The sequence below is a fragment of the Helicobacter didelphidarum genome (assembly GCF_003364195.1).
Taxonomy (GTDB): domain Bacteria; phylum Campylobacterota; class Campylobacteria; order Campylobacterales; family Helicobacteraceae; genus Helicobacter_A; species Helicobacter_A didelphidarum.
The window spans coordinates 91025-107622 of the sequence record NZ_NXLQ01000002.1 but is presented as its reverse complement, the minus strand read 5'-3'; the positions used below and the strand labels follow the sequence as shown (position 1 = coordinate 107622).

Genomic DNA, 16598 nt, shown 5'->3' with positions numbered 1-16598 from the left:
CCTCTAGTCTTATATATTTTAAATGTTATTTTTATGGTATTGGCATGAGAAAATGGTTGTATTTTTTTAACATGATACATACACCAAATTGCGATAAATATTCAGCTACCAATTTTGAGTTTATTATTCTATCATTTTCTGTTAAAAAAGCTACAAAAAAAACTGATTTTTTTGTGATTTTATCAAGATTTAGACATCGATATTCTAAAAAATCCCTTAAAGTAGAAAGATTTTCGCTCTGTGTAGAAATTCCACATTGGTGTTTGTTATCTAAAAATAATATTTTCTGTTTTTTGCATAGGGATTGTTGAGATTGTAATAATGGTATATGATTGTGGATTGTAGAATCTTGTATGATTTGTGTTTGTTGGTTGTCATAATCTTTTAATCCATAATATTCATAAAAATTTTTCATATATAAATTATTATTATTTTGATAATTTTTTAAACAAATAGTAATAAATTTATTTTTTATTTTTAAGTAAGAAAGATTATTTTTATAATATAAAAAGAATTCATTGAAATGTGCATGTGTAAGCATAGGTTGTAGAATCTTATAAGGTTTTTTTTGCAAATTATTATTTATATAGCTTTCTTGTTCAAAGTTTTGTTGATTTAAGTCTTGTGTTGAATGTAATGGCTTTATATAATTGTTATTTTGGGTGTCAATATTTCTTGTTATGGGGGAAGAAATTGTAATATTTTGTAGGAATGCAGAGGCTTTATCTTGTTGATAAGATTCAATGTGAAATGGTAAAAGATTTGGTGAAAGTAAAATGACTTTTCCTACTCGTTGCCCTTGTTCGATTTGCTGGAGTGCATATTTTAAGGCAAATATCGCTCCGCTATCAAATCCAATAATGTCATATTGGTTAATATGTAGATTAAAACTCTGTAAAAAATATTTTAATAAAACATATTCATTTTGCATTCCAAAGCCATTAAAATATTTCAAAATATTTTCACCTTTTAATTCTTTGTATAGAATATATTTTTATAAAAAACATCTTGTAATAATATCTAAAAATTTTTATCTTATGTTATAAAAGTTCTACATTTAGTTAGTAATATAAAGCATATATTTTATTTATGATTATATGTTACAATTTTGTTCTACTTTATTAGATAGGAGTTCGTATGAATATTTCAAAAATTGGTATAGGTAAGATTCCAAATGAAATTAATGCTGTAATTGAAATTCCATTTGGTTCGGATATTAAATATGAAATTGATAAAGATTCTGGTGCTGTTGTTGTAGATAGAATTATGCGTTCGGCAGTATATTATCCTGCAAATTATGGTTTTGTCCCCGATACTTTAGCTGATGATGATGATCCAATGGATATTTTAGTGCTTAATGAATACCCTTTGCAAGCTGGTTGTGTGATTAAATGCCGTTTAATTGGTGTATTAATTATGGAAGATGAAGGTGGAATGGATGAGAAATTATTAGCTGTTGCTTTAGACAAAATTGACCCAACTTATAAAGATGTTAAATCCTATAAGGATCTTCCACAATTAACACTTGATAGAATTAAAAATTTCTTTGAAACCTATAAAATGCTTGAGCCAGAAAAATGGGTAAAAGTTACAGATTTTAAAGATGCACATGAGGCTCAAAAGATTCTTGAAAATGCTGTTGCAAATTATAAAAAGTAAAGATTTTAAAGTAATTGGACAAGTAGTTATAGTTTTCTAAAATAAGTGTTTGTTGATCAAGAATGTAATGAATATATTTTTGTTTTGCAGTAAAACTTTAAATTTTTTATTTTATGAATTTCTTATAATTAAGCTTGTTGGTAAGTTGAGAGATTGGAGAATGAAATTTTCACTTTTTCTATGCTCTCCGTTGTCTTGTTCATGATCAAATCCTAGAAGATGTAAAAAAGCATGTGTAAATAAGATTGAGATTTCTGCATAGAGATTATGATTGAATCTTTCTGATTTTCTTTGGACATCATCAAAATTCATAACAATACTACCAAAACACTGCTTTTCTGGAATCTCAAAAATCTCAAGAGGAAAACTTAAAACATCAGTAGGATAATCTTTTTGCATATATTCTTTGTTAATTTGTTGCATATTGCAATCATTTACAAGAATCAACTCAACAAAGAAAATATCATCTTTTCTTGCTTTTTTTTCAAAACCTTTGAAAATATATGCACTTAAAAACCCAAGATATGCACAAAATTCTTCTTTTATGTTTTTTTGTGTTTGTTGCCTTATGGGAATATTTAGTGTTTCTTTGGTATGTAATTGTATTATTTGTTTTTGAGAATCTTGTCTTTTATCTGATATTATCGTGGTTTTTTCTTGCAATGTGACACTGTGAGATTCTTGATTAAAAACATTGTAATGTTTGTAATTTTGTAATAGTTTTGGATAGATAAATGGCAGAAAGATTTGTGTTTTAAAAAGATCCCAATCTTGCAAGGCTTTTGTATCGAACAAAAAAGACATTTCATCACTTAAATCTATTTGCATATTTGCACCTCACATTCAAGCGTGATACCACTTATATTATGGACTGCTTCTTTTGCTTTCTTGATTAAATGACATGCGTCTTCAAAGCTTGGTTTTGTACCATTTTTGATACCAATATTGACAAGAAAATTTGCATGTTTCTGACTGAAAGCAACACCATTGATACTATAACCTTTCATCTGTGCTTTTTCTAGCAATCTCCCAGCAAAGTCATTTGGGGGATTTTTAAAGCAACTCCCACAACTAGGATCTTTTGGATGCGTTTTTCTCATTTGAGAGAAAGTTTCTAACAACTCATGGCGAAAGCCAGTTTGTTTTTCAAATCTTGCTGCAAGAATTATGCCTTGAGAATCTCTACCGCGATAATGTAATTTTGCTTTTTGTATATCAATCCATTCCCCATTAATATTGAGACTTTTGAGAATGTTGCTCATTTCATACTGTTTCATTCCAGCATTCATATTGCAGAGTGCACCAATATTGCCAGGAAGATTCTTGATGAATTCAAGTCCCAATAAATTATGTTGCTTGAAAAATAAAAATGCTTGCAAACTTCCTACACTAGCCCCCATTTCGATGCAATCAGGGAGTATTGAAATATAATTAAAACTTTTACCAAGTAATGCAAGATTTTGTGCTTGTGGTGATACAAGAAGATTATTTGCTTTCCCGATAATATGAAATTCTTGAGAATTAAAATTAATATATGATGTTTTATTTGATTGTAAGGTTGTGTCAAATGTAATGGTTTTATTAGATAAAAATATTGTATTTGTTTGTTTTATATTTGATGAGATGGTATTGTGTGGGACTGGATTCTCTAATGTATCTAATGGTGTGTATTTTGTGGTTTGATGTGTGTTATGATTAAGCTGAGTGAATAATGGTAACATAAGATGATTGTTAAATTCATTTTTGTGAGTATATTCTTTAAAATATCCACCAAAATCTCCAATATCAAATATTTTTACATGAGTTAGCCCACCGATTTTAATGCTTGAATATTTTGAAAAATCAATTATTGCTTCATACATAAATATGCTTTTTAATTACATTATTAAAAAGTTTCAATAAGAAACTTATGAAATGATTGTTGGGATCATGTTTATAACCATTTTTGTAAAATCCATGAGCATATTGAGCATCCATGGCATTGTAAAAATAATCATTGCAACAACTGCGAGAATCTTTGGAACAAAAGCCAAAGTCATTTCATTGATTTGTGTTGTCGCTTGAAAAATACTAATTAAAAGCCCTATGATTAGTGCCACAAGCAAAACAGGCAGAGACAAAAAGAGGGTAATTTTGTAGGTTTGAATTGCTAGGGACATAAGTTGCTGTTCCATTTTATTCCTTGTTTTATTGATTAAAATGACTAAGATTCTATAAATTATTGTATGTATGTGTAATTTTTGGTTGAAGTTTATTGATAGTATCTTAATCTTGCCTTGATTCTAAAATTGTAATTATGTTTTACTTAAAAGGAGCTTAAAACCAACTATTGTATAATATTATTGGCTTATAATGGATATAAATCTGATTTTAACCACAATATCGAAATATAATATTTATCACAATATGAGTAAAGTAATTCCAAAATATTTATAAAAAAATAAAAATATTAGATTAAGTTAGTAAATTGTAAAGATTTAAGATATAAGTCCAATGAGCATTATTTGCAACCCATTAAGTTTATGAGATTCTAACTTTCAAGTTTTATACTTAACTCTTCATAACGTTGCCATTTTTTTTCAAGATTTGTTTTTGTCTCTTCGAGTTCTTGGCTTAATGTTTGGATTCCATATTTTTCATATTCACTTGGTATTGAGAGACGTCGTTCTAATTCACAAATTTGCATTTCAAGATTTTGTATTTGTTCTTCTAAGTCATCATATTCTATTTTATCTTTATAACTTAATTTTTTTTTCTGTGGATTTTTGCTTGGTGTATTAGAATCTTTTTTATCAGTATGAGATAGTATATTTTGTGTGGTAAGACTATTATTAGAATCTTGTCGAATATTTTGGAAAGATTGTAGCTCTTTTATCTCATTTTGTATCTCAAGAAATTCACTATATTTTGCATAAGTGATAAGATAATTTTGTAGTTTTTCTTGTTGTATTTTTTTATTTACAGAATCTGAAATTTCTAGAGATTGTCCTAGTATTAAAAGTCTTTGGGCAATTTTATCAACAAAATATCTATCATGACTCACGAAAATAATCGCACATTCAGAATGTTGCAAATAGTCTTCTAAAATATTCATTGTCGCAATATCAAGGTCGTTTGTTGGTTCATCTAAGATTAAACAATCGTATTGTTTTGAAAAAAGTAAAGCAAGTGCCACGCGTGATTTTTCACCACCACTCAATAAACCGATTTTTTTCTCTAAATCTTCTTGTGGAAACAAAAAACTTTTTAAATACCCATATACATGGATATTTTTTCCACGTACACTTACCCTATCTCCACCATTTGGGCAAAAAGTTTCAATAAGTGTTTTTGAATCATCAAGCATTTTTTTATGCTGGTCGAAGTAACCAATTGTTATGTCACCTTTTTTGAAGATACCACTATAAGAGGTATTTTTAGATTCTAGGTCTGCTTTATTTGTATGAAGAAGATATGAAAGAAAAGTGGTTTTTCCACTTCCATTTTTACCAACAATCGCTAATTTTTCTTGTTGCATAATACGAATATTAAGGTTAGTGATTAATTTTTTATTCTGTATAGAAAGATGAAAATCATTCATTTCAAAGAGCATTTTACGGGTATTTTTTATAGAATCTTTTGGTAAATCATGCAATGTTTTTTCAAGTGTTTGGTGGATATTGCGGACAAGAGATGGTATGGATTTCACTTTTGCTTTAAGCTCCAATACTCTTGCTTTTCTGCCTTCATTTCTCTTTCTGCGTGCCTGGACACCTCGTTGCAACCATTTTTCCTCTGTTTTTAGAATCTTTTTTAATAATTCATTTTCTTTTTCTAAATTTTCTAACATCTGTCGTTTTGTTTGCAAATAAGAGAGGTATCCACCTTCAAAACTATGTAATTTGGCGTTATCAAGCTCAATAATTCTCGTTGCGATATTCTCAATAAAATATCTATCATGACTAATGAAGATAATGCTAGCTTTCATTTGTTTGAGATAGTTTTCTAAAAATTCTACCATTTCAACATCAAGGTGATTTGTTGGTTCATCAAGTAATAAAATATCTGCACTTTTAAGAAGTAGGCTAGTAAGTGCTATGCGTTTTTGCTCCCCACCACTTAGTGAAATTGCAAGGCGATTGGCAAAAGATTCTAATTCAAAGTGCTGCATAATGAGATTTATTTTAGATTCTAAATCCCAACCATCATGTCTATCAATATAATCATTAAGTGTATTGTATTCTTGACTTAGTACTTTACTATCTGTAAAATTTGGAATATGGGCTATTTCCTGCAATCGTTTGTGTGCTGTTTGTAAATTATAGAGTTGGGATTCTAGGACTTCTTTAACACTAAGTTTTGGAGAAAAAGTAATGTTTTGTGGAAGAGAAAGAATCTCAAGATTATTTTTTACAATTCTTTGTCCAAAATCCTGTGTAATACTACCCTCAATGATTTTTAAGAGTGTGCTTTTACCACACCCATTTTTTCCAATGATTGCAATTTTTTCATGTTCGTTGATGTTAAATGAAATTTCTTGTAGAAGGATTTTTGTATTATAGTGTTTGCTAATCTCAAGAAGTGAGAGTAGAGCCATTATGAGTTTCCTTTAAACAGGGATTCCAATGCTTCCAAACCAAGCTTTTTCTCGTCTCTAGAATCCCCATCATTCATATTTTCTTTCTGTTCTTTTGCTTCTTTTTCTATTACCTCTTTTAATTCAAAGTCATATCCTGTTAGCATACTTGCCAAACGGATATTAACACCATGCCTGCCAATGGCTTTTGGCTTTTGTGATTGCATGATTTGCACGATTGCCAAAGGCTTTTTTTCTTGACTTTCAGATTCTATATCTTGATTCTCATATTCTTTTTGAATCTTTACAGAGAGAATTTGTGCTGGAGATAAAGCTTTTGCAATAAAAATTTCTGGAACATTTGAATATTCAATGCAGTCAATGCTTTCTCCATGCAACTCTTTACTTACTGCACTAATTCTTACTCCTTTTGATCCTACTGCAGAGCCAATGGGATCAATTTTTGGGTTATTTGTAAAAAGTGCAACTTTTGCTTTTTCTCCGGGGATTCTGGCAATTTTTTGTATGATAACTTCACCATCTTTAATTTCTGGAACTTCCAACATAAGCAATTCCTCAAGCATTTTTGGTGTTGTGCGTGAGAGTTCTATTTTTAAACCATTTCTTGTAATGCGTGCAGATTTTAAAATGCATCGAACTGATTGTCCAATTTTGAATTTTTCTCCTTTAATCCGATTTTTAAGTGGTAATATACCTCGAGTATCGTCAAACTCTAGTGTAGTATTCTCATCATTATCAATATTGACAACAATACCAATAATAATATGATTAATGTTTTTTTCAATTCTACGAAGTATTTCTTGCTCATTGAGTCGTTGGATTTGAAAATTAATTTCATAAAAAATACTATTGACTGCATTTCTATTCATGCTTTCTAAATCAATTTGATATTCAAGCTCATCACCAATATTTACACTTTCAACAAGTTTGCTTGCTTCAGTGAGTGAAATATGTGTAGATTCCATAGTATTGTCAAAATCTTTATCGTCACATACAATCATTTTTTGTGCAAGTCGTAGGTCTTTTGTATCAGAATCCTCTAGAACAACGAAATTTGCATCCTCATTAATCTCTTTTTGAGCCATTTTTATCATAGATTCTTTAATTGCCTCTAAAACTAAATTTTCTGGTAACCCATTTTCTGATGCAATCGCACTCACTATATCTATTACTTTTTCCATAATTTTACCTTAGCTTTGATTATTTGCTTAATAGTGTTTTTATTTTAAATTTAAAATTTTATATTATACCAGATTTTTATTAATTCTGTAGAATAATGAAATAGAGGGATATTATTCATTTTACAAGATAAGTTGTTGTAATACTTTGATTATAAGAATTTATCAAGTAAAATAAATAGAATGTGAATAGGAAAATTAAAAGAGTTTTTTTGATTATACAAGTATTGTTACGAAGTGTAAAATAAGTTTTACATTAGGTTTTTATTGATAGAGAATCTTAAAGATTTGATTCTATATTCCCTATTTTCTCATAGTGTGAAAGTGATAAAATGAAAAGTTTGCATCACAGTGCTTATTACAGATAATGGACAACAATATAATTTATGCAACAATTCAAAATGTAAAGACTAGAGAAACAAATTGGTGGGCATTCTATATAAAGAAAAAATTTTGCAGAAATAAAATAAATAATATTGTGTTTTTTATATTTCGGAATTGTGATATAATTTGGAAAATATTTTTATGATTTTTTATTTCAAGATTTTTCTATAAATATAAACAAAATAATATTACTATGTTCATTTTTTTTCAAAAAAAGTAATTTTTTTTCAGCATAATTATAGGATATGTTAAGTATAATATGCAATTTCATACAAAATTAAAGGATTAAGTTATGAATAAAAAAGTTACAGGAATTATAGGAGGAATTATTGTTGCAATTGCATTGGGTTTGATTGTATATCGTTGTTCGCAAGATAATACACAAGATGTGCGTTTGCCTATGCCCGAAGCTACACAAGAAACTTCTTCAGTGTCTGATAATCAATTCGATAATGTTACAACACAAGTTGCATTAAATGAAAGTGAAGTTAATTCGCAACAACTTGTTCTTGATGAATCTAAAAATCAAAAATCTCAGCAGAATAATATTGAGAATCAATTAAAAAAAGATTCTGTTATGCAAGAACAAAAAGATAGAGAAAATGTTCAACAAAATATTAAGAAACAAGAAACAAAATCACAACAAACTACCAACAATGAGAGACAGTATTCTCAAAAGAATATCAACCAAAACATTGTAGATTCGCAAGGAGTAATACAGACTAATGCTACAAAACAAGAAAAGAGAGATGTGCCACGCCAAGATGAGATAAAAAAAGATTCCAATAAGAAAGAAAATAATCCAAAACAAGGTAATAGACATTCAGGCATGAAAGCTACAAATGGAGAACACAAAAAAGAGGAAAAACAACAAGTTACACAAGTTGTTAAGACAGAAAAACAACAAGAGCTAATACAAGATTCTAATCAGCAAAAGAATAAAAAAAAAGAAGCTAATAGAGCAACAGAATCTAGTGGTAGTAAAGATTCTCAACAAGACAATCGCGTAGCTACTAAAGATAGGGCAACATATCAGAATACTTATGACGACAAACAAAAAAACAAAGAAACAACAAAACATCGACTTGATAATTCAGATAAACAACAAGATTCTTATGTGCGTAATGTTATTGCTCAAAAAGAGGAACAAGAGAATGGGCTGTGTGAAGTTGCACCTGTGTGCAACAATTTAAATATTTCAAAGAGTCTTGCGGCAGCAAGTCTGCAATCTCATGCTCTTGTGCGTGCAGAAGAGGAAAGAGTAGCAAGAGGAGAGCGTGCGAAACAAGATTTCTTAAGATTATGGGGACAAACACGTAGCACCATATTACCCAAACTTACTTCGCATGTGAGTAATATTAAGGAATATGGTTTGAGCACAGATAAAAAACAAAGAACTTGCAATGCAAGTTATTATACAGAGGTATTAGAAGACTTTGGACATGGTTGGAAAGATAAAAAAGGCGATAAGTCTCCTATATATAGTGTCGTATATCGTGTTTCGTGTAAAAATGATAAACCAACAATTGGAATTATTGCCGAGAGTATTCAACAGTCAAATAGTGATTATGCAACATTTCATGCTCAAATGAAAAAACAGCAGTCAATGAAAGAAAGTGTGAAAGAGCCTCCTTTATGTGATGCCTTAGTGGTTCATGAGCAAATTGCAAAAGCTAGTTTTGAATATCATGCACTTATACGTTCGCAAGAAGAAGGGAGAGTGCGAGGACGAGAAGCTCAAACACGATTCATGAATCTATGGCAGGAAACACAAGATTTTGTTATATCAAAACTTACTGCACATATCAGCCAGATACGTGCTCAAGGAAGAGATTCCAAAACAGGATCAAGAAGATGTGTGGCAAATTATTATACAGAGGTATTAGAAGACTTTGGACATGGTTGGAAAGATAAAAAAGGTGATAAGTCTCCGCAATATATTATTTATTATAATGTGGGGTATATGGGAAATGATGAGGATTCTCTAGAAGTAAAAATCACTTCACAGAATCGCACAGGAAAGTAACATTGAGATTTATAACACATATAAATTTTTGTGTGAAAGTTTATTATATAGATACCTAAATTTTATACTTATGCAATAAACTTGTAGCAATAAGATTTTATTTGTAAAAATCCTAGATTTTCAAAAGAATGCAATAAATGTCTTTTCGATGTAAACAAAGATAACATCTACACGAGTAAAATGAGCATATAAACAATCAAAGTTATTCTAACATTATATATTCATACCACCATAGATTTGTGCTTTATCAGCTTCCCTATCATCTGCAATAAGTTTGTCTTCGATGATTCTGCGAATTTCATCATACTTTTTTGCTTTAGCATAATTAGTTAGCCAACTATCTACCCACTCCGGGGTAGACCCTCGAGTATTCCAACCTACAACACCAGTATAACCAGCATTCACCATTGCAGCAAACTCTTTTTTCTTAAGTTTCAATATTCTAAGTTGATTTTCGAAATTTTCAATTGTCATACTAACCTCATTGAATTAAAAATTAATATTTCGTATTTGTAAGGTAAAATTTAATTTTATCAAAATACGAAGTAAGATTATAGTAAGTTAGAATTAATTTTGTATTAATCTAATCAAGAAAATTAAAAAGATTTAAAATATTTTTGTTTACAGTAAAAGTATATTTTCTATTCTATAAATTTTATTAAGATTGAAGAGAAATAAGTTGCGATATCTATAATAAAAAATTATGTTTTTATTGTTTTTTCATAAAATTTTTTGATAAAAATAAATATGGCGACCCTTGAAAGATTTGAACTTTCGTTTCCACCGTGAAAGGGTGGTATCCTTGGCCACTAGATGAAAGGGTCAAAACTTTATAGTTAAAGCTGGTATTGTATCGTAAAAATATATATATTTTATGACTTTATATAAATATTGTTGATAGAATTTAGATAAATTATGTATTCATATTGCATTCTTCAAACTTTTTATGGTATTTTATCAACCATGTTTTTAATTATTATAGAAAATAAATTTGAAATAAGGTAAGAAGCAATGACAAGGGCATTATCTATTTTATATAATCTTATTTGGTATCCAACAATTACTCCAAACGAGTGTGATGTGTATGAATATATTAAAATGTTACTGCCCCATTTTAAAGTCATCAGTGCAGAGCAAAATGGAGTGAAAAATCTTTTCTTATATAGTATTCCAGATGGTTGCGAAGAATCTTTTGCATTTCAAACATTCCAGCATTTTTGTTTTGCTGGACATATAGATGTTGTGCCACCAGGAGGAAATGCGATTGCACCATTTGATCGAGAAGAAAAATGGAAACAAATGGTATTAGAACAAGCAAAGAAGTTAGATTATTCAAATATACAATTTCCTATAAATACAGCAGAGCAAAATGAAAAAAAAGGACAATGGATATTCCCCCCATTTATGCCTACTTTATTTGATGGTCATCTTTATGGAAGAGGGGCGCAAGACATGAAAGGTGGAGTAGCGTGTTTCCTTTCCGCATTACAAATATTTTTTGAACACAATCCTTCATCATCCCCTATATACAATAAGAATCACAATCCACAACAATCTATAACTCCTAAATTATTTACGCAGAATGCAATTTATTCAATACTGCTCACAAGTGATGAGGAAGGTCCTGGTATTTATGGCACAAAACATATGCTTGAATTTCTTAAGAAAAAGAATATGTTGCCAACACATGTAATTGTGGCAGAACCAACAAGCGATATGTATGCAGGAGATGTAATTAAAGTTGGTCGTCGTGGCTCAATTAATGGTGTAATCTATATTGATGGGAAGCAAGGGCATGTTGCATACCCAGAGAAATGCGACAATCCTGTTGAAATGTTGGGTGAGAGATTGGGAAAACTTGCTGGGCATGATTTGGATTGTGGAGACAATTTCTTTAGCCCCTCAAAACTTGTAATTACAGATATTCGTGGGGGAATTGAAACAACAAATGTAACACCAAGCCATCTTAAAATCATGTTTAATGTAAGAAATTCTACATGCACTACTTTGGAGAATGTGCGTGATTATATTGATGTCGTTTTGCATGGTTTGCCTTATCATTTAGAGTTACAACAAAGCTCCAAAAGTTTCTTAACAACAGATTCTAATTTGATAGAAATATTACAAGGGAGTGTATATAAAGAAATTAATATTATGCCTAAACTTAGCACAAGTGGTGGAACAAGTGATGCAAGATTTTTTAGTGAATATGGGATAGAAGTTGTAGAGATTGGCGTCTGCAATGATAGAATCCATGCAGTTAATGAATGTGTGTCTTTGAGTGATATAGAATCCTTAGAAAAGATTTTTGTAAGATGTTTAAAGGATTTTAATGAAGTCTGTTTTCAAATTAAAAGATGAGCAAGGGAGAATATAGGGTTATTTTGCAAATTTATTATTGTATTATGAAAAGATAGAGTGTAAATGGGAAATTATGGTAATAAGAGTAAAGGATAAGTATGAAACAGATAGTATATTTGGCAGGTGGTTGTTTTTGGGGTATGCAAGGTTATTTTGATTTATTGCAAGGTATTATTTCTACTCGTGTGGGATATGCAAATTCACATATTAGCAATCCAAGTTATCAGCAAGTGTGTTCTGGAATAACAAATGCAGCAGAAGTAATTGAAATTGTGTATGAGGATACATTGATTGGGCTTTGTTCCGAAATAGGTGCAAAAAGTAAGAATATTCAAGAAAATTATGAGAATCAAAAAAAGAGAGATGCAGTAAAAAGTGGAACACAAATTGAAGTAGATTCGCAAGAATATCTCTATAACTTCTATGGAATAACACAACTTCCTGATTGTATCTTATCACGCTTCTTCTCAATTATTAACCCAACAACACTTAATAAGCAAGGGAATGATATTGGCACGCAATATAGAAGTGGAATTTACTTGCAAGATTCTGCTGGATTGCAAGAAATAAATGATTTTATTACAAATTTTATACAACCATACTATGATTGTAGAATTGTTGTTGAGGTTTTAGAATTAGAGAATTTTTATCTAGCAGAATCATATCATCAAAAATATCTTGAAAAAAATCCAAATGGATATTGTCATATAGATATTTCTAAAGCTTTTCAACCTTTATCATTGCTTTTATAAAGATTGTGAATAGAAAGTGATATTTATGTTATCAGAGATTATGGTATAATAGATATGTCGAATTACATAAGGAGAAAATATGTTAATTAAATTTAAAAATCATACCCCAGAGATTGGTAAAAATGTGTTGCTGTGTGAAGGTGCAAAAGTAATTGGTGAGGTTTTTCTTGATGATGATGTATCGATTTGGTATAATTGTGTTTTGCGTGGTGATGTTAATTATATTAGGATTGGGAAAAATACTAATATCCAAGATCTAAGCATGGTGCATGTATGGCATAGAGAGGCAGGAAATCCAGATAGTGGTTATCCAACAATTATTGGCGAGAATGTAACAATTGGTCATAGTTGCATTATTCATGCATGTCATATTCATGATAATTGCTTAATTGGTATGGGAAGTATTATTATGGATGGAGCAGAGATTGGAAGAGATTCTATTGTTGGTGCTGGTGCTGTTGTAACAAAAGGTAAAAAATTCCCTCCAAAGTCATTGATACTTGGGAATCCTGCAAAGTTTATTCGTGAGTTAAAACCTGAAGAGATAGAAGAGATAGCAAATTCTGCAACTCGCTATGTTGCTTTTAAGAATGAATTTTTAGCTAACTAATTTCTGGTTATTTTTTTATTTCCTATTGAATAGGATTAATTATTTATAAATCAAGGATTTTATTTTTCCTTAATAACCATTTTACTATGTAATTTTTATACATCATTAAAAATTACATAGGGTTATATAAATATTATATCAGGACAAAATTACATTAAATCGTTTTCATCTACTTCTACAATGTTCCTTCCATTATAATAAAATTTTTCAGTATTACCACCAAGCCATTTCTTATCACTTGGAGTTTCAGATTTTAAATAAACAACTTGAGGTAAAATACCATGCAATCGCACATGGTTTGTGCATTTTTGTAGCATATCTTCTCCATGTTCTGGAAAACAACATACACCAATGCCACCAATGATTTGAAAATTCTTATCCAAAACTTGCATATTCATCCTTATAACTATTTTGATTAATGTTAGCAGTATAGCAGATTCAAATAAACTAAATTGTAGTTTTTATCTATGATTTTAGATATTTAATGATTCTTTTTTACCAATTCAATGTGGTTATAATCATTGAACTATTCATATAAAATTTTTATAAATAATGTAGTAATATTTAGTAAAAATAGAATTATTACATAGCATTATTAAATCTCAAGTTTATATTTTTATATTGTTTTTTCTTTGACTACTTCTAAGGTAATAGAATCTTTTTTTATTATAATATTTGCCATTCCTCCTTTGCGTAAATCACCAAATAAAATTTCATTGCTTAATGGCAGTTTGATTGATGTGTCGATAAGCCTCTTTGTTTCTCTTGCACCAAGTTCGGTATTGATGGATTGTTGTGCAATAAATTTTGCTGCCTTTTGTGTAAGTTTTAGTATAATATTTTTTTCTTGTAGGTTGGCATTCAAATCTGCAATATATTTTTGGGCAATTTTTTGTAAATCATTTATTGTAAGAGGCATAAAAGTAATTACTGCATCAAGTCTGCTTCTAAACTCTGGACTGAAAGTATCCTTAAGTGCTCTATCAGAACGATTAATTGTTGTGTCAAAAAATCCCACGGAATTGCCTTCTTTACTTCCTGCATTGCTTGTCATAATTAAAATGACATTTTTAAAATCAGCCTTATTGTTTTGATTATCTGTTAAAATGGCAGAGTCCATAATTTGCAATAAAATATTATATACATCATTATGTGCTTTTTCAATTTCATCAAGTAATAAAACACAATGTGAGTGAGATCGAATTTTATTGATTAACAACCCACCTTCTTCATATCCCACATAACCAGCAGGAGATCCAATTAATTTACTAATACTATGAGATTCTGCGTATTCACTCATATCAATGCGTTCAAATTTGATACCCAGAATCTTTGCCAATTCTTTGCTTAACTCTGTTTTGCCTACACCAGAAGGACCAGTAAAAAGAAAACTTGCAATTGGACGATTAAGCTCACTTAATCCCGCTTTGTTTATTTTTATTTTTTCAACAATCTTTTCAATAGCTTTATCTTGTGAGAATATACGCTTTTTAAGAGAATATTCTAAATTTTTTAATAACATACTTTCGTTTGCATTAATTGTAGATTTTGGGATATTTGTAATATCTGACATTAAGAGTTCAATATGATGTTGTGTAATGATTTTGTGGGAAGCAAGTTGGATATTTTCTATGTTTTGATTTTCACTTTTTTCTTCCAAAGAATGAGGAGAAGATGAAGTATTTTGAGAATTTGATTCTGATGGGCTATGTGGTATTATAGCATTTTGATCTATTTCTTGTTGTGATTCTTTTGTAGTTTTATTTCCATACTCATTAAGTTGTGCTTTTGCTCCTGCCTCATCAAGTAAGTCAATAGCTTTATCAGGAAGATGTTTCTCTGTAATATATTTACTTGAGAGTGTTACGCAAGCTTTGATTGCATTCAGATCGTAGGTTACATTATGGAATTTTTCATAAAGGGGAGCAATTTTTTGTAGAATCTGTAAGCACTCCTCTTCGTTTGGTTCATCAATTTGAATCTGTGTAAATCTTCTTGCTAATGCTTTATCTTTATCGAAAGAAGTTTTATATTCACTTGTTGTTGTTGCTCCTATACAACGAAGTTTTCCTGTGCCAAGCATCGGTTTTAAGAGATTTGAGAAGTCCATTCCTCCACCATGAGATTGTCCTGCTCCGACAATCATGTGAATCTCATCAAAAAAGATAATTGTATTCTTATCTTTTTCAATTTCCGCAAGAATTTTTTTGATACGCGTTTCAAATTCACCACGATATTTTGTTCCAGCAATAACAGAGCTAATATCGACTGAATAAATGACATTATCAAGTAACTTTTTTGGAACATTGCCTTGCACAATACGCAATGCTAAACCTTCTACAATAGCACTTTTACCAACACCAGCTTCACCAAGTAGGATTGGATTATTCTTTTTACGACGGCAGAGGACCTGCGAAATTTGATTAATTTCATGATCTCTACCAATGAGGGGATCAATTTTACCTTCTATTGCAAGCTTGTTAAGGTTTTTTGCATATTTTTCAAGCTGATTTGCAGAATCTTTTATCTTTGTTGTTTTATTATTCTCATGATAATCAAAATCCACAACCACTCGTAATACTTCACTCACGCTAATACCTTGTCCATTGAGCAACCTTGCTGAATAGCATGATTCCTCATGCATGAGAGCTACAAAAAAATCTCCAATCCCTATACTTGTTTTATGTGCTAATCTTGCATGTGTAATCATTTGATCAAATACACGCGTAAAAGCGGGTGTTTGGTTTGGAGTTCTTAATGCATCCGTATTTCCGATTTGTTTCGGTATTTTTGTTTTGGGAATATATCGTTCTAAATAATCCATAATAGATTCCGTAAGATGTATTACATTTGCACCTGTTGCACTCACTAATTCATTCCCTGCGGGATTGCGTAATAGTGTGTAAAAAACATGCTCAATCGTCATGATATTATGATGCATGTCTTCAACAAGATTAAAGGCTTTTTCAAAAATTCCACCTAAATTTTCATCAATTTTACTCATGGTAGTTCTGCTTTCTTTATTAATATAGTGTAAATTAGTCTTGTATCT

14 protein-coding genes and 1 tRNA gene are annotated in these 16598 nt (G+C 30.0%); 5 read left to right on the top strand and 10 right to left on the bottom strand.

Translation table 11 applies throughout. The features are described from left to right. Positions 1-31: 31 nt before the first annotated feature. Complete coding sequence (locus CQA53_RS01940; protein ID WP_115542341.1) at positions 32-955, bottom strand: hypothetical protein; 924 nt, start codon at positions 953-955, stop codon at positions 32-34. Positions 956-1137: 182 nt separating this feature from the next. Between CQA53_RS01940 and ppa the strand changes: the two genes are divergently transcribed. Beyond that, positions 1138-1659, top strand: coding sequence for an inorganic diphosphatase (ppa, locus tag CQA53_RS01935; protein ID WP_115542340.1), 522 nt, complete (start codon positions 1138-1140; stop codon positions 1657-1659). A 111-nt stretch (positions 1660-1770) separates the two neighbouring features. Here the strand turns inward: ppa and ybeY are convergent, their stop codons facing one another. From ybeY to nusA, 5 genes are all read right to left on the bottom strand, one after another. Then, complete coding sequence (gene ybeY / locus CQA53_RS01930) at positions 1771-2487, bottom strand: rRNA maturation RNase YbeY (protein WP_220272065.1); 717 nt, start codon at positions 2485-2487, stop codon at positions 1771-1773. After that, positions 2478-3521: a UDP-N-acetylmuramate dehydrogenase gene (locus CQA53_RS01925; RefSeq protein ID WP_245945579.1), complete on the bottom strand. Its 1044-nt coding sequence runs from the start codon at positions 3519-3521 to the stop codon at positions 2478-2480. Before CQA53_RS01925 ends, ybeY begins: the two co-directional genes overlap by 10 nt. A gap of 45 nt (positions 3522-3566) precedes the next feature. Continuing rightward, positions 3567-3833, bottom strand: coding sequence for a flagellar biosynthesis protein FliQ (fliQ, locus tag CQA53_RS01920; protein WP_115542339.1), 267 nt, complete (start codon positions 3831-3833; stop codon positions 3567-3569). A 356-nt stretch (positions 3834-4189) separates the two neighbouring features. Next, positions 4190-6235, bottom strand: a complete 2046-nt coding sequence (locus CQA53_RS01915; protein WP_115542338.1) for an ABC-F family ATP-binding cassette domain-containing protein — start codon at positions 6233-6235, stop codon at positions 4190-4192. After that, the gene (gene nusA, locus CQA53_RS01910; protein WP_115542337.1) at positions 6235-7416 is read right to left on the bottom strand and encodes a transcription termination factor NusA; all 1182 of its coding nucleotides are present in this window, start codon (positions 7414-7416) and stop codon (positions 6235-6237) included. Before nusA ends, CQA53_RS01915 begins: the two co-directional genes overlap by 1 nt. 673 nt (positions 7417-8089) lie before the next feature. Between nusA and CQA53_RS01905 the strand changes: the two genes are divergently transcribed. Further along, positions 8090-9823, top strand: a complete 1734-nt coding sequence (locus tag CQA53_RS01905) for a hypothetical protein (RefSeq protein WP_115542336.1) — start codon at positions 8090-8092, stop codon at positions 9821-9823. A gap of 213 nt (positions 9824-10036) precedes the next feature. Here CQA53_RS01905 and CQA53_RS01900 read toward each other — a convergent pair whose 3' ends face one another. Next, positions 10037-10261 carry a hypothetical protein gene (locus CQA53_RS01900; protein WP_245945578.1) on the bottom strand — a complete coding sequence of 75 codons (225 nt, stop codon included), beginning with the start codon at positions 10259-10261 and terminating at the stop codon, positions 10037-10039. Positions 10262-10571: 310 nt separating this feature from the next. After that, a tRNA-Glu gene (locus tag CQA53_RS01895) sits at positions 10572-10647 on the bottom strand. Between the two features lie 187 nt (positions 10648-10834). Between CQA53_RS01895 and dapE the strand changes: the two genes are divergently transcribed. From dapE to CQA53_RS01880, 3 genes are all read left to right on the top strand, one after another. Next, positions 10835-12184: a succinyl-diaminopimelate desuccinylase gene (gene dapE / locus CQA53_RS01890; RefSeq protein ID WP_115542334.1), complete on the top strand. Its 1350-nt coding sequence runs from the start codon at positions 10835-10837 to the stop codon at positions 12182-12184. A 98-nt stretch (positions 12185-12282) separates the two neighbouring features. Continuing rightward, positions 12283-12936, top strand: a complete 654-nt coding sequence (locus tag CQA53_RS01885) for a peptide-methionine (S)-S-oxide reductase MsrA (RefSeq protein WP_115542333.1) — start codon at positions 12283-12285, stop codon at positions 12934-12936. A 79-nt stretch (positions 12937-13015) separates the two neighbouring features. Further along, positions 13016-13546, top strand: a complete 531-nt coding sequence (locus tag CQA53_RS01880; RefSeq protein WP_115542332.1) for a gamma carbonic anhydrase family protein — start codon at positions 13016-13018, stop codon at positions 13544-13546. Positions 13547-13695: 149 nt separating this feature from the next. Here the strand turns inward: CQA53_RS01880 and CQA53_RS01875 are convergent, their stop codons facing one another. Further along, positions 13696-13938 carry a hypothetical protein gene (locus CQA53_RS01875; RefSeq protein ID WP_245945577.1) on the bottom strand — a complete coding sequence of 81 codons (243 nt, stop codon included), beginning with the start codon at positions 13936-13938 and terminating at the stop codon, positions 13696-13698. A gap of 224 nt (positions 13939-14162) precedes the next feature. Then, positions 14163-16550: an AAA family ATPase gene (locus CQA53_RS01870; RefSeq protein ID WP_115542330.1), complete on the bottom strand. Its 2388-nt coding sequence runs from the start codon at positions 16548-16550 to the stop codon at positions 14163-14165. Positions 16551-16598 lie beyond the last annotated feature (48 nt).